Annotated in this window: 12 protein-coding genes; 7 read left to right on the top strand and 5 right to left on the bottom strand. The window is 69.8% G+C overall.

The genetic code is table 11. From position 1 onward, the window contains the following. Positions 1-38: 38 nt before the first annotated feature. The 4 genes from BLV92_RS17205 to BLV92_RS17190 form a co-directional block, all read right to left on the bottom strand. Entirely contained in the window at positions 39-1,634 is a 1,596-nt protein-coding gene (locus tag BLV92_RS17205; protein ID WP_090547341.1) for an ABC transporter substrate-binding protein, read from the bottom strand. A gap of 88 nt (positions 1,635-1,722) precedes the next feature. Beyond that, positions 1,723-2,784, bottom strand: coding sequence for an ABC transporter substrate-binding protein (locus tag BLV92_RS17200; protein WP_090547339.1), 1,062 nt, complete (start codon positions 2,782-2,784; stop codon positions 1,723-1,725). A 50-nt stretch (positions 2,785-2,834) separates the two neighbouring features. Beyond that, a complete protein-coding gene (locus tag BLV92_RS17195; protein WP_243842557.1) occupies positions 2,835-3,977 on the bottom strand; it encodes an LLM class flavin-dependent oxidoreductase in 1,143 nt (380 codons plus the stop codon). A 314-nt stretch (positions 3,978-4,291) separates the two neighbouring features. Continuing rightward, positions 4,292-5,074, bottom strand: a complete 783-nt coding sequence (locus BLV92_RS17190) for a MetQ/NlpA family ABC transporter substrate-binding protein (RefSeq protein WP_244283929.1) — start codon at positions 5,072-5,074, stop codon at positions 4,292-4,294. A gap of 330 nt (positions 5,075-5,404) precedes the next feature. Here BLV92_RS17190 and BLV92_RS17185 point away from each other — a divergent pair, with 330 nt between their 5' ends. The 4 genes from BLV92_RS17185 (at position 5,405) to recD (ending at position 16,539) form a co-directional block, all read left to right on the top strand. Then, positions 5,405-6,622, top strand: coding sequence for an acyl-CoA dehydrogenase family protein (locus tag BLV92_RS17185; protein ID WP_090547334.1), 1,218 nt, complete (start codon positions 5,405-5,407; stop codon positions 6,620-6,622). A gap of 298 nt (positions 6,623-6,920) precedes the next feature. Continuing rightward, positions 6,921-10,514 carry an exodeoxyribonuclease V subunit gamma gene (gene recC / locus BLV92_RS17180; RefSeq protein WP_244283837.1) on the top strand — a complete coding sequence of 1,198 codons (3,594 nt, stop codon included), beginning with the start codon at positions 6,921-6,923 and terminating at the stop codon, positions 10,512-10,514. After that, complete coding sequence (gene recB / locus BLV92_RS17175) at positions 10,511-14,338, top strand: exodeoxyribonuclease V subunit beta (protein ID WP_090547329.1); 3,828 nt, start codon at positions 10,511-10,513, stop codon at positions 14,336-14,338. The genes recC and recB overlap by 4 nt, the downstream gene beginning before the upstream one ends. After that, positions 14,335-16,539 (top strand): exodeoxyribonuclease V subunit alpha, encoded by a 2,205-nt coding sequence (gene recD / locus BLV92_RS17170; protein ID WP_090547328.1) that lies wholly within the window; start codon positions 14,335-14,337, stop codon positions 16,537-16,539. Before recB ends, recD begins: the two co-directional genes overlap by 4 nt. A 72-nt stretch (positions 16,540-16,611) precedes the next feature. Here the strand turns inward: recD and BLV92_RS17165 are convergent, their stop codons facing one another. Further along, complete coding sequence (locus BLV92_RS17165; RefSeq protein ID WP_090547326.1) at positions 16,612-17,442, bottom strand: CerR family C-terminal domain-containing protein; 831 nt, start codon at positions 17,440-17,442, stop codon at positions 16,612-16,614. Between the two features lie 101 nt (positions 17,443-17,543). On the opposite strand from BLV92_RS17165, the gene BLV92_RS17160 reads away from it, so the two are divergent. From BLV92_RS17160 to BLV92_RS17150, 3 genes are read left to right on the top strand one after another with little or no spacing between them, the layout of a single operon-like run. Next, positions 17,544-18,680, top strand: coding sequence for an HlyD family secretion protein (locus BLV92_RS17160; protein WP_090547325.1), 1,137 nt, complete (start codon positions 17,544-17,546; stop codon positions 18,678-18,680). Then, positions 18,673-20,280, top strand: a complete 1,608-nt coding sequence (locus BLV92_RS17155; protein ID WP_090547324.1) for an MDR family MFS transporter — start codon at positions 18,673-18,675, stop codon at positions 20,278-20,280. The genes BLV92_RS17160 and BLV92_RS17155 overlap by 8 nt, the downstream gene beginning before the upstream one ends. 20 nt (positions 20,281-20,300) lie before the next feature. Beyond that, positions 20,301-21,797, top strand: coding sequence for an efflux transporter outer membrane subunit (locus BLV92_RS17150; protein ID WP_090551092.1), 1,497 nt, complete (start codon positions 20,301-20,303; stop codon positions 21,795-21,797). Positions 21,798-21,840 lie beyond the last annotated feature (43 nt).

The raw sequence follows: 21,840 nt of genomic DNA, 5'->3' as shown, positions 1-21,840 counted from the left end.
CCTTCTGGTCGGTCGGTGGCCATCGCGAAGCAGGCCGTTCAGCGTTGCAGCCACACGTCCGCGAAACTCGCGGCGGTGCCGTCCGGCGACGTCGTCGCGTCGTGCACGCTGCGCGCGTAGACGGTCACGTATTGCGGCGATACAAGGTTCAGGTCCGGCAGGTCGCGTTCGAGAATCCGCTGGATCTGCGAGAACGACTGCCTGCGTTTCGTTTCGTCGGTTTCCTGCGCGGCCTGCGCGAACAGCCGGTCGATCTCCGGGTTGCTGTAGTGCGAGCCGTTCGTGAACGGCACGCCGGGCCGGAAGTTGTCGGTCGTATAGAGCCGCGCGACGCCGACGACCGGATCGAACAGGTTGCTCATTCCGTTCACGCTGAAGTCGAAGTCGCGGTCGGTGTAGATCCGCTTCAGATACGCGGGCAGGTCCTGGGTGCGGATCGTCACCGCAATGCCGACGCGCGCGAGCGCCGACTTCAGGTACGCGGCGGTGCGCGCGGGCAGGTCGCCGATCGGCAGCGGGTCGAGCGTCAGCGAAAAGCGCGTGCCGTCCGCGTGGCGCGGATAACCGGCGTCGTCGAGCAGGCGGTTCGCGCGCGCGACGTCGAACGGATACGGCGTCGGCGCGGGATCGTAGTACGGGTTCGACGGCATCAGCGGACTCGCGCTGGCGGTCGCGTAACCGTAGTAGATCACCTTGCGGATCACGTCGCGGTCGATTGCCGATGCAATCGCCTGGCGCACCTTCAGGTTCTTCAGCACCGGGTTGTCGAGGTTGAATTCGATCCGCGCGACGCCGGCCTGGAATTCGTAGCCGCGCGTCTCGATCGCGAGTTTCGGATCGGCCTTCAGCCGCGCGAGGTCGGACAGCGGCACCGGCGTGTCCGCGCCGAGATCGACCGAGCCGTTTTCGAACGCGACCGCGCGCGCGGCCGGGTCTTCGATCACCTTGACGATCACGCGGTCGAGATACGGCTTGCCCTTGTCCCAGTAGTCGTCGTTGCGCGCGTACTCGATGTAGCTGCCGCGCACCCACTTCACGAAACGGAACGGGCCGGTGCCGATCGGCGCGTTGTTCGCCGGATTCGACAGCACGTCCCGGCCCTCGTACACGTGTTTCGGCAGGATCGGCGTCTCCGACGACGAGAACGCGCGGATCAGGTACGGCGCGGGTTTCGACAGCGTGATGACGACCGTGTACGGGTCGGGCGTCGCGATGTCGGTCACGTTCGCGAAGGTCGTTTTCGCGCGCGGATGCACGGAGCGCAATGTTTGCAGCGACCACGCGACGTCGGCCGACGTGAACGGCTGGCCGTCCTGCCATTTCACGCCGCGGCGCAGGTGGAACACGTAGCGGCGGCCGTCGTCCGCGACTTCCCATGACGTCGCGAGCGACGGTTTCGGCCTGAAATCGAAGTCGTAGTCGAGCAGCCCTTCGACGACTTTCGGGCTCACCTTCAGCACGTTTACCGCCGTTGTCGCGACGTCGACGAGCGCGGTCGGCTCCGGCGTGACGACGAAGTTCAGCGTGCCGCCGCGCGTCTGCGCGAACGCGGCGGGGCCGGCAAGCGCGCACGCGCCGGCCAGCGAAAGGACACCGCACCGCACGAGCGCGGTGCGCAGCAGGTTCTGGATCATCGGGTCGAAGAAGGAAGAGCGTGGGGGGGCGGACCCGGCGCGCGCGGCCGGTCCGTGCGTAGTGGTCAGGCGAACGGCGAGGCGACGCTCACGCGGCGGCCCGGCCTGCCGCTTGCCGCCGTTCGAGCGCGGCGGCGAGCGGCGCTGGATCGACCCATTGCGCGAAATCGAAGTCGTTCGGTATGAACGCGTGTTCGAACAGGAAGCGTTTGAAGTTCGACAACGCGTCGAGCGCATCGGCGTCGAGGCCGATCGCGAGTTGCCGGTGCAGCCCGCCCGGATAGGCGCGGCGCACCCAATGCTCGGCGCTGCGCACTTCGCGGCCGACGTAACTTGCGACCTCGACCGGATGCGCGCCCGCCCAGTCGCCGACGTCGAGCGTGCGGACCAGCACGCGCTCGACGAGGTCGGGCCGCTCGCGCAGCAGTTGCGCATCGACGGTCAGCGGGCGCGGCGTGCCGTTGTTCGCATGCAGGCGGCGGTCGCGCTGCGCGCCGATGTCGATCAGCACGCGCGCGCCGGTCACGTTCGCGATGTCGAGCCCCGTCGCGCCCTTCACGAACACCACGTCTACCTCGCCGCGCAGCAGCGCCTGCGCTTCGCGCGCGAATTCGTGCGAGCGTTGCGCGTCGAGCCACGCGCCGATCGGCGCGTCGGCGGCCGGCTTCGCGTCTTCGAGGCCGCGCGGCGCGTGCGGCAGGTCGATCAGTTCGACGTCGGCCAGCGACGCGCCGGCCGCGTCGAGCAGCGAGGCGAAGCCGCGTAGCGCGGTCGCGCGATGAAAATCGACGACCTGCGCGCGCGTGTTCAGCGGCAGCCCGAAGCGGCGTCCGGCGAGCGACGCGCGCGTCGCTTCCAGGTGCGGATCGAGCGTGAGCAGCGCCTGGAACTCGTCCACCCAGCTGACGCCGATGAGCCGCGTATCGCTGCCTTGTGAGCGTGCCCACAACGCCGGAATGTTGCCGCCCTGGCGGAACGACCATGGCTGCGAATGCGTGAAGTGCGAACGGCGGATCAGCACGTCGTCGGCGTCCTGCAACGCGGCGACGTCGATGCCGTCCGCGGCGAACTCCTGTTGCAGCAGACCCTGCTGCGCGGCGATGCCGAACGGCGTCGGCGCGGGGCAGCGGGTGTACCAGAGGCGGCTCATGTGTTCCCCTTTGTGTGGAGGCGCGCGGCGGCGCGTTGGCGCTTACTGGATCAGTGGCGCAGTCCGGCTTCGCGCAGCAGCGGCAGCACGCGTTCGCCGAAGAAGCGCAGGTCCGGTTCGAAGTCGAAGAAGCTCAACTGCACGCCGTCGATGCCGGCGCGATGCAGCCGCACGATGTACGCCGCGATCTCCTCGGGCGAGCCGACGATCGAGATGTTGCCGCCGACCGCGCGCGCCGCCGCGGCCTGGCGCTGCGCGGCGTTGCCGCGCCAGGCGTGCGCGTCGCTGTCGAAGCGCTGGAAGCTGCCTTCGTCGCCGTGGGCGACGATCGCGTCGCGATACGCGCGCGCCTCGGCCGGCGTCTCGCGGCAGATCACCATCGGGTTAATCAGCGTGCGCACCGGGCGGCCGTGGCGCGCGGCGGCCGCTTTGACGCGGGCCGTGTGTTCGGGCAGCGCGGCGAGCGCCGCTTCGATCTCCGAACCGGCGGGGCTGGTGATGAACACGACATCCGAATAACGCGCGGCGAATTCGATCCCCGCGTCGGAGCCGGTGGCGTTCACGAGCAGCGGACGGCCATAACGCGGCTTCGGCGTGACGAACGCGCCGTTCAGCCGCCACGACGATTGCAGCGGGTGGCAGGTGAAGTTGTCCGGCTGCGCCCACAACTGCTGCACGGCGTCGAGAAACTCGGCCGCGAGTTCGTAGCGGCGGTCGTGCTCGATCCGCTGCCAGCCGAACATTTCGTGCTCGACCGCGCGATGGCCGGTGACGACGTTGATCCCCCAGCGGCCGTTCGAGATGTGATCGAGCGTCGCGCAGAACTTCGCGAAGTGCAGCGGATGCCACGGCCCGTACAGCACGTGGCTCGTCGCGACCAGCACGATCCGTTCGGTGCGCGCGGTCAGCGCGGCGAGCGTCATGAACGAGTCGAGCGCGTGGCCGTCGAACACGCCGCCGTAACCGCCCTTCGGCAGCCATTGCGACAGCGCGAACACGAGGTCGAAGCCGAAGTCCTCGGCCTGCTTCACGAGGCCCGCGTTGTAGTCGAACGACCAGTCCGTCGTGCGCGGCAGTGTCGATGCGCTCCAGCCGCCCGCCTGGATCGGCAGGAACAGGCCGAGCATCAGTGGCTGCGCGAGAATGCGCGACGCGGGGCTGTCGATGAACGACGCCGGCGAGGGCACCGGCACGAACGGCGTGTGAACGGGGTCGCCGACCGGAACGCGATCCGGCGGCGAGGCTGGGAGCGAGGCAGGAAGCGAAGCAGGGCGGGCGAGGGTCGATTGGGTCACGTTGGCTTTCCGGTTCGGTCGCGGGGGCGGACGTTGCGCGCCGCAGGACAAAAAGTTAAGCACGCGATGCGGAGCCGGCAAAACAACGATTTGTGATTTTCTAAGCGTGCGGTGCACACCTGTTTCGCGACTCCGACGACATAACGCGCGTTGTCGAACTTTCGCGGATGCCCACGCTGCGATAACGATCGCCGCGCATGCAATCGCGCCGCTCAATGCCCGAAATAATCGGGCAGCCGGAACCCGTCATAAACGTGATTGCCGAGAATCGCGCTGCGGAACGCGTCGGAGCGATACGCTTCCACGATATCCGTCGTCGTGCGCGAATTGCGGTTCGTCGCCTTCACGACCACCTGGTTTACATACGGCGACGTCATCTGTTCGAGCGCGAGCGCCTCGGTCAGCCGGTGGCCGCTCGAAATCGCGAAGTTGCCCTGGATCGCCGCGTAGTCGACGTCGTCGAGCGCGCGCGGCGCCTGCGCGTTTTCGAGCGGCACGATGCGGATGCCGGCCGGGTTCGCGATCAGGTCGCGCTCGGTCACGTCCACCGGATTCGGGTTCGGGCGGATGCGGATCCAGCCGATCCGCTGCAGGATTTTCAGCGCGCGTTCGAGGTTCACCGGATCGTTCGGCACCGCGACGGTCGCGCCGGACTTCACGTCGGCGAGCGTGCGGTGCTTCGTCGAATAGAGGCCCATCGGCGGCGTCGGCACCTGCACGACGCCGACCAGGTCGGTGCCGTTGCGGTCGTTGTACGACTTCAGATAGACCTCGTGCTGCATCACGTCGGCGGCGATTTCGCCGCTGTAGACGGCCTGGTTCGCTTCGAGGCCGGTCCTGAACTCCACGTATTTGATCTTGTAGCCCTTGCGAACCAGTTGCGGTTCGACGCCTTCGCGGAACTCGTCCGCATACGGTCCCGGCACGAAGCCGATGCGCAGCGTGCGCTGCGCGTCGTCGTTCGCGGCGGACGCGAAGCCCGGCAGCATCAGCATCGCAAAAGCTGCAATCGCAGCGAACGGAAAGGCAGCGGCAACGCGGCGCATCATCGGGCTCCTGAACGGGAAAAGCGCCGATTATCGAAACGCGTCGTGCGCGCCGTCAAAGAACGAATCGAGCGATCGTTAAGCATCGCGACGTGATTTGCATCGCGCGAATCAGCGCGTTTTTCGCAGCGCATTGCGCGGCCGGACAGACGCATGCTTTTGCATCCGCGCGAATAACATTAGCGCAAATCGGTGGTTATCCGTCGTGACGCGCGTCCCTATACTTTCAGGCTTCGCCGGCAGCGCGCCGGCCCGCATGGTCAGATAGAGGAACGACGGATGGCTGCTGCACAGAACACCGCCGCGAACGCGCGGCTCGAAGCGGCGCTTGCCGCGCTGCCCGCGCTCGCGAAGGCGATCGGCGAAGGCGCGGCCGCGCGCGAGGTCCGCCGCGAACTGCCGTTCGACGGCTTCCGGCTGTTCCGCGAGTCGGGGCTCGGCAAGCTGCGGCTGCCGGTCGAGTGGGGCGGCCTCGGCGGGTCGCTGGTCGACGAGTTCGACGTGATCGCCGCGCTCGCGGCCGAGGACAGCAACCTCGCGCACGCGTTGCGCATCCACTTCGACCAGACCGAGGCGCTGCTGCTGTCGCCGCGCACGCCGTTCAACGAATTGCAGATCCAGCGCGTGATCGACGGCGCGATTTTCGGCGGCGCATCGACGGAACTCGGCACGTCGCGTCCGGGCGAGATCACGACGCAGCTCGTGCGCGAGGGCGACCATTACCGGCTGAACGGCCGCAAGTATTACGCGACCGGCACCGCGTTCTCCGACTACGCGCGGCTCAACGTGCAGGACGACCACGGCAACCCGGTGGTCGTCGTGATCCCGGTGGCGCGCGACGGCCTGAACGTGCTCGACGACTGGGACGGCATGGGCCAGCGGATGACCGCGAGCGGCAGCCTCGTGTTCGACAACGTGCGGGTGCAGGACGACGAAGTCACGCAGCGCACGCTGACGACGCTGGTCGGCCGCCATGGCGGCGCGCTGCGGCAGCTCCATCTGGTCGCGACCGCGGCGGGCATCGTGCGCAACGCGGTCGCGGACGCGCAGCGTTACGTGCTCCAGCACGGGCGGCCCGCGCTGCACAGCCCCGCGCCGTCCGCGCGCGAGGATCTGTTCATCCAGCAGGTGATCGGCGACCTGACCGCGCACAGCCACGCGATCGACGCGCTGGTGCGCGACAACGCGCGCGTGCTCGACCGTTCGGCGCGCGCGATCCGCAACGGGGAAGCGAACGCGGATGCGCTCGTGCTCGAAGGCGCGCTCGCGACCGCACGCACGCAACTGGTCGTCAGCAAGCTCGCGCTGTACGTGGGCGAGAGGATGTTCGAGGCGGGCGGCGCGTCCGCGACGTCGCGCGCGCACAACTTCGACCGCCACTGGCGCAACCTGCGCACGATCTTCAGCCACAACCCGCTGTCGCACAAGGCGCGCGTGGTCGGCGACCATGCGCTGAACGGCACGACCACGCACCTGACCGAAGGGCGCGTGTTCTGATCGCCGCGTGAGCGCGCGGCAGCGGGCCGCGCGCGACCGGCGTTTCGCGGCCGGCGTCGCTCGACGCGCAACGGCCGCGCGGTCATTTGCGGGCGGTCGCGCGCCGATGTCGTAGTATGTCGCTTCGGGCGGCGGTGCAGAGGCCGTCGCCCCCGCTGCATATGCTTTCGACACGACCCGCCGACATGGCCGCACGACTCCGCTATCCCGTCTTTTCCCCGCTGTTTCGCAGCGCGTTCGCGCGGCAAGCCCGCGCTGCCGTTCGTCCTTTCGACGCCGTTCGCATGAGGAGCGCCGCTTGAGCGCGCGCGAACTGCCCGCCGGCCTGATGCTGGTCCACGGCAACCAGCCCGAGCGGCTGCGCGACCTGATGGTCCAGTGGATCACGCAGAACCCCTTGGCGCCGCTCGAAAAGGAAGTGATCCTCGTGCAGAGCAACGGCATCGCGCAGTGGCTGAAGCTCGCGTTCGCGGCCGATCCGGCCGACGGCGGCTGCGGGGTCGCGGCGGCGCTCGAAATGTCGCTGCCGTCGCGTTTCCTGTGGCAGGCGTACCGCGCGGTGCTCGGCGCGGATGCGGTGCCGGAGGTGTCGCCGTTCGACAAGTCGCGGCTCGTGTGGCGGCTGATGCGGATGCTGCCCGAGCGGCTCGACGCGCCCGGCTACGAACCGCTGCGCCGCTTCATGGCGAGCGACGACGATCAGCGCAAGCGGTTCCAGCTCGCGCAGCGCGTCGCGGATCTGTTCGACCAGTACCAGGTGTATCGCGCGGACTGGCTCGCCGCGTGGGCGAACGGCGACGACGTGCGGATCGACGCGCGCGGCGCGCGCATGCCGCTGCCCGACGACGCGCGCTGGCAGGCCGAACTGTGGCGCGCGCTGCTGGCCGACGTCGAGGCGCAGTCGCCGGGCGCGGCTTCCGGCGGCCGCGCCGGCGTGCACGATGCGTTCATGCGCGCGGCGCAGCAGTGGCGCGAGCGCGATGCGCGGCCCGCCGGGCTGCCCCGCCGCGTCGTCGTGTTCGGCATTTCGAGCCTGCCGCGGCAGTCGCTCGAAGTGCTCGCGGCGCTCGCGCGCTGGACCCAGGTGCTGATGTGCGTGCATAACCCGTGCATGCACTACTGGGCCGACATCGTCGCGGACAAGGACCTGCTGCGCGCGCAGCACGCGCGGCAGCGGCGTCGCGCGGGCTCGCCGGCGGTGCTCGACGCGGCGCAACTGCATCTGCACGCGCAGCCGCTGCTCGCCGCGTGGGGCAAGCAGGGCCGCGATTTCATCGGGCTGCTCGACGAATACGACAGCGACGACGCGCGTGCGAGCTACGCGCCGCAGTTCACGCGGATCGGCCAGCGCATCGACCTGTTCGACGGCGGCGACACGGACACGCTGCTGCGCCAGATGCAGGACGACATCCGCGATCTGCGGCCGGAACAGGAAACCAGCGAGCATTGGCCCGAAGTCGATCCTTCCGTCGATGCGTCGATCCGCTTTCACGTCGCGCACAGCCCGCAGCGCGAAGTCGAGATATTGCACGACCAGTTGCTCGCCGCGTTCGCGGCGGACCCGACGCTGCGTCCGCGCGACGTGATCGTGATGGTGCCGGACATCGAGGTCTACACGCCGCACATCCAGGCGGTGTTCGGACTGCTCGACCGCGACGACCGGCGGCACATTCCGTTCAGCGTCGCGGACCGCGCGCAGCGCGCGTTCGATCCGCTGATCGGCGCGCTCGACATGCTGCTCGCGCTGCCGCAGTCGCGGATCACCGTCGGCGACGTGCTCGACCTGCTCGAAGTGCCGGCGCTGCGCGCGCGTTTCCAGATCGACGCGGACGACGTGCCGACGCTGCGCCACTGGATCGACGGCGCGAACATCCGCTGGGGTCTGCACGCGGCGCAGCGCGCGAGCCTCGGCTTGCCGCAGGCCGACGACATGCTCGCGCCGAATAGCTGGCTGTTCGGGCTGCGGCGGATGCTGCTCGGTTATGCGGCCGGCGACCGCGCGGGTCCGTGGCAGGGCATCGAGCCGTATGGCGAGATCGGCGGCCTCGACGCGGCGCTGCTCGGTCCGCTGATGCGCGTGATCGATGCGCTCGACCGCGCATGGCAGACGCTGCGCACGCCGGCGACCGTCGACGCGTGGTGCAAACGGCTGCGCGCGCTGAAGGACACGTTTTTCGAAGCCGTCGACGGCGACGACGCCTACACGCTCGACAAGCTCGACGACGCGCTCGAAGCCTGGCGCGACGCATGCAGCGAAGCGGCGCTCGCGGGCGAGCTGCCGCTGTCGATCGTCGCGGAGAACTGGCTCGCGGAACTCGAAGGCAGTGGCCTGTCGCAACGGTTTTTTGCGGGCGCGGTCACGTTCGCGACGCTGATGCCGATGCGCGCGATTCCGTTCCGCCGCGTGTGCCTGCTTGGGATGAACGACGGCGATTATCCGCGCAGCCGCACGCCGCTCGACTTCGACCTGATGCGCGGCGACTACCGGCCCGGCGACCGCTCGCGCCGCGAGGACGACCGTTATCTGTTCCTGGAGGCGCTGCTGTCCGCGCGCGATCATCTGCACGTGTCGTGGGTCGGGCGCAGCGTGACCGACAACACGCCGCGGCCGCCGTCGGTGCTGGTCGGGCAGTTGCGCGAGCATCTCGCGAAGGGCTGGCGGCTCGCGGACGGCGACGCCAGGCCGGCTGCGCTGCTCGACGCGTTGACCGTCGAGCACCGGTTGCAGCCGTTCAGCGCCGACTACTTCCCGGCGCGGCCCGACGCGTCGCCGCTCTTCACGTATGCGGCCGAATGGAACCGGCCCGCGCCGCAGCCGGCCGCAACGGCCACGGCCGCCGCGCGGCTCGTCTTGCCGCCGGTCGCGCGCGACGAGCCGCTGTCGGTGCGCGAACTCGCGGAGTTTTTGCGCGATCCGGTGAAGGCGTTTTTCCGGCAGCGATTGCGCGTCGCGTTCGAGGCCGAGGACGCGGCGAGCGAGAATCACGAGCCGTTCTCGGTCGATGCGTTGCAGGCGTGGCAGTTGCAGAACGAGTTGATCCGCGCGCAGGTCGCGGCGCTCGCGCGCGGCGACGACGATGTGGAGCCGGCCGCGTTAGCGCGTCTCGAACGGATGCATCGCAGCGGCGACCTCGCGGCGGGCGGTTTCGGCGAGGTGATCGCGGAAGAACTGATGGAGCCGATGGCCGACCTGTTCGAACGTTATCGCGCCGCGCTCGCGCGCTGGCCGGACCTGCTCGAAGGCCAGCACGAAGTGCGGATCGACGCGCTGCTCGACGGCCGTGCGCTGTCGGTCGACGACTGGATCGACGACCTGCGCGCGAATCCGGACGGCGGGCGCGGCCGCGTGATCCTCGATCCGGGCACGCTCGTGAAGGAGAACCGTTATCGCGGCGAACGGCTGGTCGCGTACTGGGTCGCGCATCTCGCCGCGCAACTCGCGGCCGGCGACGTGACGACGGTCGTCGTCAGCAAGGTCGGCGTCGTCGAGTTCGCGCCGTTATCGGCGGACGACGCGCACCGTCATCTGCTCGCGCTGCTGCGCGCATGGGACGACGGGATGCGCCGGCCGTTGCCGCTCGCCGCGAAAACCGCATTCGCATGGCTGCGCCGGCTGCCGGATGGCATGACGAACGCGGCCGATGCGCCGGCCGAAGCAGTGGATGCCGCGCGCGCCGCGTATGAAGGCGTGTCGCGGCAACTCGGCGAGCGCGACACGAACGCCTATCTGCAACGCGCGTATCCGGACTTCGACGCGCTCGCCGCGAGCGGCGAGTTCGGGGCGTTCGCGCTCGAACTGCTGTTGCCGCTGCATCGCGCGATACCGGCCGGCTCGAAGTCGAAAGGCGCGGCGAAGATCGCGACGCCGAACCCCGCAGGAGAAACCGCATGAGCGCGCGCATCGAACCGGCCCGCGACACCGCCGCCGAAGTGCTCGACCCGCTGCATTTCCCGCTGCACGGCAGCCGTCTGATCGAGGCGAGCGCCGGCACCGGCAAGACGTTCACGATCGCGATGCTGTACGTGCGGCTCGTGCTCGGCCATGGCGTCGGGCGCGACGACGCGCGCGCGCTGATGCCGCCGGACATCCTCGTCGTTACGTTCACCGACGCGGCGACGAAGGAGTTGCGCGAGCGGATTCGCGCGCGGCTCGTCGAAGCCGCCGGCTACTTCCGCGCCGCTGCGGACGACGTGCCGTCGCTCGCGCCGGGCGAAGACCTGCTGCACGATCTGCGCGGCACATATGCGGAGGAAGCGTGGCCGCTTTGCGCGCGCCGGTTGGTGGACGCGGCCGAATGGATGGACGAGGCGGCCGTCTCGACGATCCACGGCTGGTGCAACCGGATGCTGAGCGAGCACGCGTTCGACAGCGACAGCCTGTTCTCGCAGACGCTGGAGACCGACCAGAGCGACCTGCGCGCGGAAGTCGTGCGCGACTACTGGCGCACGTTCCTCGCGCCGCTCGACGCGTTGTCGGCCGCCGAGGTCCGCGAGTGGTTCGAGAGCCCAGCGCGGTTGCAGTTCGCGATCCGCGGCCTCGTCGGCCTCGCGGACCGGCTAGACGAAGCGCCGGAGCCGGCCGACGCGCTGAACGCGGCGCGCGCGCGTCAGCGTGCCCACTTCCAGGAACTGAAGCAAGACTGGCCCGTGTGGATCGACGAAGTAAAGACGCTGCTCGACGAAGCGCGCGCGAAGAAACGTTTCGACGCGCGCAAGCTGAACGTGCGCAACTGCGAAACGTGGATCGACAAGCTGCGCGTCTGGGCGAACGATCCCGATCTCGAATGCCCGGACCTCGACGACAAGTCCGCCGCGTGGACGCGGCTCACGCCCGCCGGTTTGAAAGAGATCTGGACCGACGGCGAGCCGCCCGATCATCCGGCGTTCGTCGCGATGGAGATGCTGCGCGAGAAACTGGCCGCGCGTCCGCATGCGTATCACGATCTGCTGCGCCACGCGGCGCGCTGGGTCGCGCGGCGCTTCGACGAAGAAGAGGCGCGCCGTTCGCAGATGGGTTTCGACGATCTGCTGACGCGTCTGCGCGCCGCGCTGAAAAAGCCGAACGGCGCGCGGCTCGCGCAGATCATCCGCGACCAGTATCCGGTCGCGCTGATCGACGAGTTCCAGGACACCGACCCGATCCAGTACGACATCTTCGACGCGGTCTACCGGATCGGGGACAACGATCCATCGACGGCGATCGTGCTGATCGGCGACCCGAAGCAGGCGATCTACGCGTTTCGCGGCGCGGACATCTACACCTACCTCGCCGCGCGCCGCGCGTGCGAAGGGCGGCTCTACACGCTGAAGAAAAACTTCCGCTCGACGCGCGCGATGGTCGCCGCGGTGAACCGCTGTTTCGACGCGGCGGAGCAGCGCCCGGAAGGCAGCGGCGCGTTCCTGTTCCGCGCGGCCGACGGCCGTGACAACTCGCTGCCGTTCGTGCCGGCCGACGCGCATGGCCGTCGCGATGCGCTGCGCGCGGCCGGCGACGCGTTGCCCGCGCTGACCGTCTGGTGGCTGCCGCCCGCGCAGGACGGCAAGCCGCTCAGCAAGGAAGCGTATTTCTCCGCGATGGCCGCGAGCTGCGCGACCGAGATGGTGCGGCTGCTGAACCTCGGACAGACCGGCGAGGCGGGCTTCGCGGGCGAACGCGGCGTCGCGCCGTTGCTGCCGTCCGATATCGCGGTGCTCGTCAACAACCGCGACGAGGCGCACGCGATCCGGCGCGCGCTCGCGGAGCGCGGCGTGCGCAGCGTCTATCTGTCCGACCGCGACTCGGTGTTCGCGACGCCGCAGGCCGACGAGATCAAATACTGGCTCGCCGCGTGCGCGGAGCCGGACGACGGCCGCCTCGTGCGCACCGCGCTCGCGACGCCGACGCTCGGCCTCGACTGGCGCGCACTCGAAGCACTCGGCCACGACGAGATCGCATGGGAAGCGCGCGTGCTGCAATTCCGCGCGTATCGCGACTGCTGGCGTCGCCAGGGCGTGCTGCCGATGCTGCGCCGTCTGCTGAACGACTTCCACGTGCCGCAGCGTCTGCTCGGCCACGCGGCGGGCGCGGCCGTCGACGGCGAACGCGCGCTGACGAACCTGCTGCATCTGGCCGAACTGCTGCAACAGGCGAGCACGCAACTCGACGGCGAGCACGCGCTGATCCGCCATCTGGACGAGCAGCGCGGCGACGCGGGCGCGGCCGGCGGCGATGCCGCGCAACTGCGGCTCGAAAGCGACGCGGGGCTCGTGCAGGTCGTGACGATCCACAAGTCGAAGGGGCTCGAATATCCGCTCGTGTTCCTGCCGTTCGCGTGCGCCTATCGCGCGGCCAGGCCCGACGACATGCCGCTCAAGTGGCACGACGACGAAGGGACGCTGCACGTGACGCTCGGCGGCGATCCGGACGCGCTGCGCGTCGCGGACCGCGAACGGCTCGGCGAGGACCTGCGCAAGCTGTACGTCGCGTTGACGCGCGCGCGTTACGCGACGTGGGTCGGCTTCGCGCCGGTGGCCGGCGTCGAGCACAGCGCGTTCGGTTATCTGGTCGGCGGCGGCGCGGCGTTGGCGGGCGACGATGCCGTGACGCAGCTCGACGCGTTGCGCGGCGGATGCGACGACATGCTGATCGCGCCCGCGCCGCCGCCTGCCGCCGACGCGTTCGCGACGCGCGGCCCCGCGCCAACGCGCGGCGCGGCGCGGACGTTGTCGCGGCCGGTGCGCGAACACTGGTGGATCGCGAGTTATTCGAGTCTCGGCAAGGATGGCGGCACGATCGGAACCATGGGCGCCGTCGGCGGCGGTGCGTCCGATGCGAACGCGGACAGCGCGCGCGACGCGCCGGACACGCGCAGCGAGGACGTGTTCCTCGAACTGCTCGAAGCGCAGACGGTGCAGGCCGACGAGACCGACGACGACTACGGCGCGCCGGTCGTGCCGTCGGTGGAAACCGTGCACGGCTTCGAGCGCGGCGCGGACGCGGGCAGCTTCCTGCACGAACTGATGGAATGGGCCGCGAACGAAGGTTTCGCGACGATCGCGAACGAGCCGCAGCGTCTGCGCGACACCGTCGCGCGCCGCTGCAACCTGCGCGGCTGGGCGCGCTGGATCGACACGCTGACCGAATGGCTGCTGCATCTGGTGCGCGAGCCGCTGCGGCTGCCGCCGCTCGACGGCGAGCCGGTGCGGCCCATCGCGCTCGGCGCGCTCGGGTCGTACATGGCGGAAATGGAGTTCTGGGTCGCCGCGCATCGTGTCGACACGCGCGAACTGGATGCGCTCGTGACCGACTACACGCTCGACGGCGCGGCGCGCCCGGCGCTCGATCCGAACCTGCTGAACGGGATGCTGAAGGGCTTCATCGACCTCGTGTTCGAACACGACGGCCGTTATTACGTGGTGGACTACAAGTCGAACTGGCTCGGCCCGGACGACGCCGCGTACACGCCGGCGAAGATGCGCGCGCAGATCCTGCATTCGCGCTACGAACTGCAATACGTGCTGTATCTGTTCGCGCTGCACCGGCTGCTGAAGGTGCGGGTGCCGGACTACGACTACGACGCGCATATCGGCGGCGCGGTGTATGTGTTCCTGCGCGGCGCGCGCTCGCCGGGGCAGGGGCTGCACGTCGAGCGGCCGCCGCGCGAACTGATCGAGCAACTGGACGAACTGTTCGCGCGCGACGAAGCCGGCCACCCCGCGATCGAGGACGCGGTATGAAAAAACATTCCGACGATCGCATCGGCGTGACCGGCGATCTGTTCGAAAACCTGGACGACGCGGCGGATACGTCCGTGGAAAAAGCGCCCGCGAAACGCGTGGCGCCATCGAAGCCGACGCGCGCGGATACGCTCGACGACACGCAACGGCTGCTCGACGTGCTCGACCGCTGGGTCGAACGCGGCTGGCTGCGCACGCTCGACGCCGCGTTCGCGCGGTTCCTGTGGAGCGAGGTGCGCGAAACGCCGCCGCTGCTGCTGCTCGCGGCGGCGCTCGCGAGCCATCAACTGGGACGCGGCCACGTGTGTCTCGACCTGCGCGCGACGCTCGACGATCCGGCGTTCGCGTTGTCGCTGCCGCCCGACGGTCCGCCGCTCGCGGCCGAGTCCGAGCCGCCGCCCGCGCCGGCCGAGGTGCTGGCCGGCGTCACGCTCGCGCAATGGCAGGCGGCGCTCGACACGCCCGCGCCCGTCGCGGACGGTCCGGGCAGCACGCCGCTCGTGCTGTCCGGCACGCGGCTTTATCTGCGGCGCTACTGGCAGTACGAGCAGGATGTGCGCGCCGGCATCGAGCGGCGGCTCGCGCGCTCCGCGCAACTCGAAGCCGATTTGCCGCCCGCGTCGGTGCGCGGTGCGCTCGACGTGTTGTTCCCGCCGCGCGATGCCGACGCGCGCGGCGCGGACTGGCAGAAGCTCGCGTGCGCGCTCGCGGCCCGCAGCGCGTTCAGCATCGTCACCGGCGGCCCCGGCACCGGCAAGACGACGACCGTCGTGAAGCTGCTCGCGCTGTTGCAGACGCTCGCATTGAACCGCGCGGGCGGCGACGGACACACGGCGCGGCCGCTGCGTATCCGGCTCGCCGCGCCGACCGGCAAGGCGGCCGCGCGGCTGAACGAATCGATCGCGGGCGCGGTTGCACGCCTGCCGCTCGATGGACTTACCGATGGCGACGCATTGCGCGGCGCGATCCCGACCGTCGTGACGACGCTGCATCGCGTGCTCGGCACGCGGCCGGACAGCCGGCGTTTCCGTCACGACGCGGCGAATCCGCTGCCGGTGGACGTGCTGGTGATCGACGAAGCGTCGATGGTCGATCTGGAGATGATGGCCGCGGTGCTCGATGCGCTGCCCGCGTCCGCGCGGCTGATCCTGCTCGGCGACAAGGATCAGCTCGCGTCGGTCGAGGCGGGCGCGGTGCTCGGCGAACTGTGCGACCGCGCGCACGAAGGCCATTACACCCTCGCGACGCGCGACTGGCTGGAAGCCGCGACCGGCGAGCGGATCGACGCCGCGATGCTCGATGCAAACGGCACGCCGCTCGACCAGTCGATCGCGATGCTGCGCGAGAGCCATCGTTTCGCGGCGGACAGCGGGATCGGCGCGCTGGCCGAACTGGTCAATGCGGGCGATGCGGTCGGCGTCGCCAAGGTGTGGGCGCGCGGTTTCGGCGACCTCGCGCGGGTCGTGTCGTCGGCGACCGATGACGCCGCGTTCGGCGCGCTCGCGATCGACGGCGTGGCCGGCGACGCGATGCAGCCGCGTCGCGGTTATCGGCACTATCTCGACGTGATGCGCGAGCAGCGCCCGGACGCGGACGCCGATGCGGACACGCTCGCGCGCTGGGCGGCGGCGGTGCTGGACGCGCACGGCGCGTTTCAGCTGCTGTGCGCGCTGCGGCGCGGGCCGTGGGGCGTCGAAGGGCTGAACCGGCGCGTCGCGCGGCTGCTGCATGCGCAAGGGCTGATCGAGCCGCGCGGCGAATGGTATGCGGGGCGGCCCGTGCTGGTCACGCACAACGACTACGAGCTTGGGCTGATGAACGGCGACATCGGCATCGCGCTCGCGCTGCCGGGCGGCCGGACCGATGCGCCGGTGCTGCGCGTCGCGTTCCCGGCCGGCGACGGTTCGGGCGGCATCAAGTGGGTGTCGCCGAGCCGGTTGCAGTCGGTCGAGACGGTGTTCGCGCTGACCGTCCACAAGTCGCAGGGCTCGGAGTTCGCGCACGCGGCGCTGGTGCTGCCCGACACGTTCAGCCCGATCCTCACGCGCGAACTGGTCTATACCGGGATCACGCGCGCGCGGGCGTTCCTGACGCTGGTCGTGCCGGAAGGCCGGTCGGTGCTCGACGACGCGGTGCAGGCGAAAGTGCAGCGCGCGAGCGGGTTGATGACGGGGCTGGTGGGCGGAAGCGCGCGCGGTTAATGCGGCAGCGGTTCGTTCGAACTGGATGCCGCCATGCGCTCGCAGCGGCATCCGCTAGTGCAGCACGCGCCGTTATGCGGCCGTCCGCTTTGCAACCTTCGCGGCCTTCGCGCGTTTCGCCGGCACCCGCTTCGCGGGCGCTGCTTTCACCACCACCCGTTTGACGGCCGGCGGCCGGTTCGCGCGCGCGCGTTTGCGCGCGTCCCGCTCGCGGCTCCAGTGTTCGAGCAGCACGCGGCTCTGCGCGCGCATGTTCGCCTTGATGAACTCGGTCTTGTTCTCGTCCATGTCGTCCCAGCCGAGCATCGTCAACGTCGTGCTCTGCGCGACGTGGAACATGACCAGCTGGCCGTGCAGGCTGAACATCCGCACGAGCGTCTGCGGGTTGTCGGCCGCGAGGCCGGTGATCCGTTCGAGCAGTTGCGCGCAGACCTCGTTGAGCGGCATCCGCACCTGCTTCATCAATATCTGCGTCGCGATCGCCGGTTCGCTGCCCGCCTGTTCGCGCGCGAAGAACAGATGCTGGTCCGTCGTGTGGCGCTTCATGAAGATGCGGTCCGCGACCGCTTCCTGGATGCCGATGAACGCGTCGATCAGCGCGGCGGTGTCCGCGTTGCGCTTCAACGCTTCCCTGCCGCGCGTGACGGACGGCTCCAGCGCGCGCCACGCTTCTTCCGCGAACGTCTCCGCGCACGCGCGATACACGCCTTCCTTGTTCTCGAAGTAGTACTGCAGCGCCGGCGCGTTGACGCCCGCGCGCGCAGCGATGTCGCGCGTGGACGCGCCGTCGAAGCCGTGTTGCCCGAACAGCGCGATCGCGGCTTCGATGATTCGCCGCCGGGTTTCGTCGCCGCGCGCGTAGCCGCCGTCCGGTGAGCGGCGCGGTCGCCGGGTTGCGCTCATGTGATCTGACCTCCTGCGTTGACCGCCGAAATATAACACTTGACAGATTTTTTCCGGCTGGAATAATTCTTCCGGCTGGAATAAATTGGACCGGAAAAATCATGTCAACGACCACTGGCGCGCCTGGGCGCGATACGCCTCGCGACGAAGGCGCGCCCGCGCGGCGTCCGTCGAGGCGCACGTTTTTGATCGCGGCGGGCCTCGTCGCGCTGATCGCCGCCGCCGCGTGGGGCGTGCGCTGGTGGACCGTCGGGCGCTTCATCGAAACGACCGACGATGCGTATCTGCAGGCCGACAGCGTGACGATCGCGCCGAAGGTGAACGGCTACATCACCGACGTATACGTCGCGGACAACCAGACCGTGAAGGCCGGCGACGCGCTCGTGAAACTCGATACGCGGCAGTACCAGGTCGCGCTCGACCAGGCGCTCGCGACCGTCGACGCGCGCGGCGCGGACATCCAGCACGCGCGCGCGCAGATCGAACAGCAGCGCGCGAACATCGCGCAGTCCGAAGCGCAGCAGCAGGTCGCGCGCGTGAGTCTGCGCCATGCGAACGACGAGGTCGCGCGTTATGCGCCGCTCGCCGCGACCGGCGCGGAGACGGCCGAACGGCTCGCGGAACTGAAGAGCACGCGCGACCAGGCGCAGGCCACGCTCGCGGCCGACGCGGCAGCGGCGCAGGCCGCGCGCACCCAGGTGGCCGCGCTCGAAGCGGAACTCTCGCAGGCCAACGCGCAGCTCGAAGCCGCGCGCGCGAACGCGGCGCAGGCGAAGCTCGATCTGGAGAACACGGTGGTGCGCAGCGCGCTCGCCGGCCGCGTCGGCGACCGCTCGGTGCGCGTCGGCCAGTACGTGCAGCCGGGCACGCGGATGATGACCGTCGTGCCGGTGCAGAGCACCTATCTCGAAGCGAACTTCAAGGAAACGCAGATCGGCCGGATGCGGATCGGCCAGCCGGTCGAGCTGCGCGTCGACGCGCTGCCGGGCCACACGCTGCACGGCGTCGTGGACAGCTTCTCGCCCGGCACCGGCGCGCAGTTCGCGCTGCTGCCGCCGGAGAACGCGACCGGCAACTTCACGAAGATCGTGCAGCGGGTGCCGGTGCGCATCCGCATCGACACCGGTCCGGAGACGCGCGCGGTGCTGCTGCCGGGCATGTCGGTGACCGTCGACGTCGATACGCGCTCCGCGCGCGCGCTCGACGACCGCATCGACGCCGAGAACCATCGTGGCTGATACCCCGGACGCTCCGGCCGCCGCGAACCCGGCCAGCGCGCCGCGCGGCGCGCACGCGGAACGCGCGAGCGCGGCCGACTGGATCGCCGTCGCGGCGGGCGCGCTCGGCGCGCTGATGGCGACGCTCGACATCTCGATCACGAACTCGGCGCTGCCGCAGATCCAGGGCGAAATCGGCGCGACCGGCACCGAGGGCACGTGGATCTCGACCGGCTACCTGATGTCCGAGATCGTGATGATCCCGCTCGCCGCGTGGCTCACGCGCGTGTTCGGGCTGCGCAACTTCCTGCTCGCGAATTCCGCGCTGTTCATCGGCTTCTCGATGATGTGCGGCTGGTCGCACACGCTGCCCGCGATGATCGCCGGCCGGCTCGGCCAGGGCTTCACCGGCGGCGCGATGATCCCGACCGCGCAGACCATCATCCGCACGCGGCTGCCGGTCTCGCAGTTGCCGGTCGGGATGACCGTGTTCGGGCTGATCGTGCTGCTCGGCCCGCTGCTCGGGCCGGTGCTCGGCGGCTGGCTCGCGGAGAACATCAGCTGGAGCTGGTGTTTCTTCATCAACCTGCCGGTGTGCATCGCGCTCATCACGCTGCTGATCGTCGGGCTGAAGCCGGACCGGCCGCACTGGCGCGAGTTTCTTCACGCGGACTGGGTCGGCATCGCGGGCCTCGCGATCGGCCTCAGTTCGCTGACGGTCGTGCTCGAAGAAGGGCAGCGCGAACGCTGGTTCGAGTCGGACCTGATCGTGTCGCTGTCCGCCGTGTCGTTCATCGGCATGGTGCTGATCGGCATTTCGCAGGTGACCGCGAAGAAGCCGATCATGCGGCTGTCGCTGATGCGCAACCCGCGCTACGCGAGCGTGATCGTGATCGTGTCCGCGGTCGGCGCCGCGCTGTACGGCGTGTCGTATCTGCTGCCGCAGTTCCTGTCGATCGTCGCCGGCTACAACGCGGAGCAGTCCGGCGCGATCATGCTGCTGTCCGGGCTGCCCGCGTTCCTGATGATGCCGGTGCTGCCGCGCCTGCTCGGCAAGGTCGATTTTCGCGTGCTGGTGGTCGGCGGGCTGCTGCTGTTCACGCTCAGTTGCATGCTCGACATCGGCCTGACCGCGCAGAGCGTCGGTCACGATTTCGCGTGGTCGCAGGTGATTCGCGGCGTCGCGCAGGTGCTCGCGATGATGCCGCTGAACCAGGCGTCGATGGCTGCGGTGTCGCGCGAGGATTCCGGCGACGCGGCCGGCCTCTACAACATGGCGCGCAACCTCGGCGGCTCGGTCGGCCTCGCGATCATCGGCACCGTGATCGACCGGCGCACGACGTTCCATGACGCGATGCTGCGCGAGTCGCTGTCCGCGAACTCGGTGATCGGCCAGGATCGCGTCGCGTCCGGCGCCGCGAACTGGCTCGCGCAGACCGGCGACGCCGCGTATTCGCAGATGCGCTCGCTCGCGCAGATCGCCTCGCAGATCCACGTGCAGGCGACTGTAATCACGTATTCCGAAACGTTCTGGCTGCTCGGCATCGCGCTGCTCGCGTGCGTTCCGCTCGCGCTGCTGCTGAAGAAGCCGGCGCCGCATGCGCCGTCCGCCGGCCACTGACGCGGGTCTTTCTTTCGATGATGATGGCTCTTCGCTCCTCGCTTTTTCCTGTCACCGTGCTGGCCGCCGCCTGCGCGCTCGCGGCCTGCACGGTCGGCCCCGACTATCGCGGCGCGCCCGCCGTCGCGCCGGAGGCCGCCAGCGCCGCGTCGTTCGTGCGCACGCCGGCCGCCGGCATCGCCGCGACGCGCGCGCCGGGCCAATGGTGGCTCGCGCTGAACGACCCGCAACTGAACGCGCTGATCGCGGCCGCGCTCGCGCACAACCCCGATCTGCGCGCCGCGCAGGCGCGGCTGCGCGAGGCGCGCGCGCAACTGCAACAGCAGCGCGCCGACCAGGCGCCGAAGGTGTCCGCGAGCGCGGCCGCCGTGCGGATGCGTTCGCCGGACCTGAGTTCGTTTGCTTCGCAGGGGCAGAGCGGCCCGGACGACGGCAGCGGCAGCCAGTCATCGTCGGCGTCGTCGGGGCGCGGGCCGTTGCAGTTGTACACGGCGGGTTTCGACGCGTCGTGGGAGATCGATCTGTTCGGCGGCACGCGGCGCGCGGTCGAGGCGGCGAACGCGGAAGCCGATGCGGTCGATGCGGATCTCGCGGACGCGCAGGTGTCGCTGACCGCCGAGGTCGCGCAGGCGTACATCGATCTGCGCGACCAGCAACAGCGGCTCGCGCTCGCGCAGCGTTCGGCGGAACTGCAACAGCAGATGCTCGCGCTCACGCAGCAGCGTCGCGCGGGCGGCACCGCGGCCGAGGTCGACGTCGAGCGGCTGACCACGCAGGTCGAGAACACGCGTTCGACGTTTTCGCCGCTCGAAGCGCAGGTAGCCGGTTCGCTCGATCAACTCGCGGTGCTGACCGGCAAACCGCCGGGCGCGCTCGACGCGGAACTGTCCGCGTTGCAGCCATTGCCGCTGCTGCCCGCGTCGGTCGCGGTCGGCGATCCGGCGACGCTGCTCGCGCAGCGCCCGGACATTCGCGCGGCCGAACGCCGGCTGGCGTCGAGCAACGCGCAGATCGGCGAGCACGTCGCGGACTTCCTGCCGAAGCTGACGCTGTACGGCGACCTCGGCTTCACGGCGGCCGATCCGGGGCATCTGCTTCGCAAGAACAACTTCAGCTGGCTCGGCGTGCCGTATCTGCAATGGAACGTGCTCGACTTCGGCCGCACGCTCGGCGCGGTGCGCGGCGCGGAAGCGTCGCGCGACGAAGCCGACGCGCGCTACACGAAGGCCGTGCTCGCCGCGTTGCAGGATGCGAACGGCTCGCTGTCGCGCTACGGGCATCAGCGCGAGCATCTGGTCACGTTGCAGCGCGTGCAGGCGTCGGCCGAACGCTCGGCTACGTTGATGCGGCAGCGCTATCGCGCGGGCGCGTCGAGCCTCGTCGATCTGCTCGACACGCAGCGCGTCGAATTCTCCGCGCAGCAGGACGTCGTCGCCGGGCAGGCCGAATTGCTGAAGGACTTCGTGTCGTTGCAGAAGAGCCTCGGGCTCGGCTGGCGCAGTCCTTCGGAAAGCTGAGTCAGGTCGTTGGCGGCGACGTGGGCTGGAACGCGTGCGTCGC

Source organism: Paraburkholderia caballeronis (genome assembly GCF_900104845.1).
GTDB classification, from domain to species: domain Bacteria; phylum Pseudomonadota; class Gammaproteobacteria; order Burkholderiales; family Burkholderiaceae; genus Paraburkholderia; species Paraburkholderia caballeronis.
The sequence above is the reverse complement of the archived record's forward strand: the minus strand, read 5'-3'. Positions and strand labels throughout refer to the sequence as shown.

What these genes read in the sequence shown, in the direction of transcription:
- recD (WP_090547328.1), top strand. Translation starts at nt 14,335, where the DNA reads ATGAAAAAACATTCCGACGATCGCATCGGCGTGACCGGCGATCTGTTC.
- recB (WP_090547329.1), top strand. Translation starts at nt 10,511, where the DNA reads ATGAGCGCGCGCATCGAACCGGCCCGCGACACCGCCGCCGAAGTGCTC.
- BLV92_RS17205 (WP_090547341.1), bottom strand. Translation starts at nt 1,634, where the DNA reads ATGATCCAGAACCTGCTGCGCACCGCGCTCGTGCGGTGCGGTGTCCTT.
- BLV92_RS17160 (WP_090547325.1), top strand. Translation starts at nt 17,544, where the DNA reads ATGTCAACGACCACTGGCGCGCCTGGGCGCGATACGCCTCGCGACGAA.
- BLV92_RS17185 (WP_090547334.1), top strand. Translation starts at nt 5,405, where the DNA reads ATGGCTGCTGCACAGAACACCGCCGCGAACGCGCGGCTCGAAGCGGCG.
- BLV92_RS17165 (WP_090547326.1), bottom strand. Translation starts at nt 17,442, where the DNA reads ATGAGCGCAACCCGGCGACCGCGCCGCTCACCGGACGGCGGCTACGCG.
- BLV92_RS17190 (WP_244283929.1), bottom strand. Translation starts at nt 5,074, where the DNA reads ATGCTGATGCTGCCGGGCTTCGCGTCCGCCGCGAACGACGACGCGCAG.
- BLV92_RS17200 (WP_090547339.1), bottom strand. Translation starts at nt 2,784, where the DNA reads ATGAGCCGCCTCTGGTACACCCGCTGCCCCGCGCCGACGCCGTTCGGC.
- BLV92_RS17150 (WP_090551092.1), top strand. Translation starts at nt 20,301, where the DNA reads ATGATGGCTCTTCGCTCCTCGCTTTTTCCTGTCACCGTGCTGGCCGCC.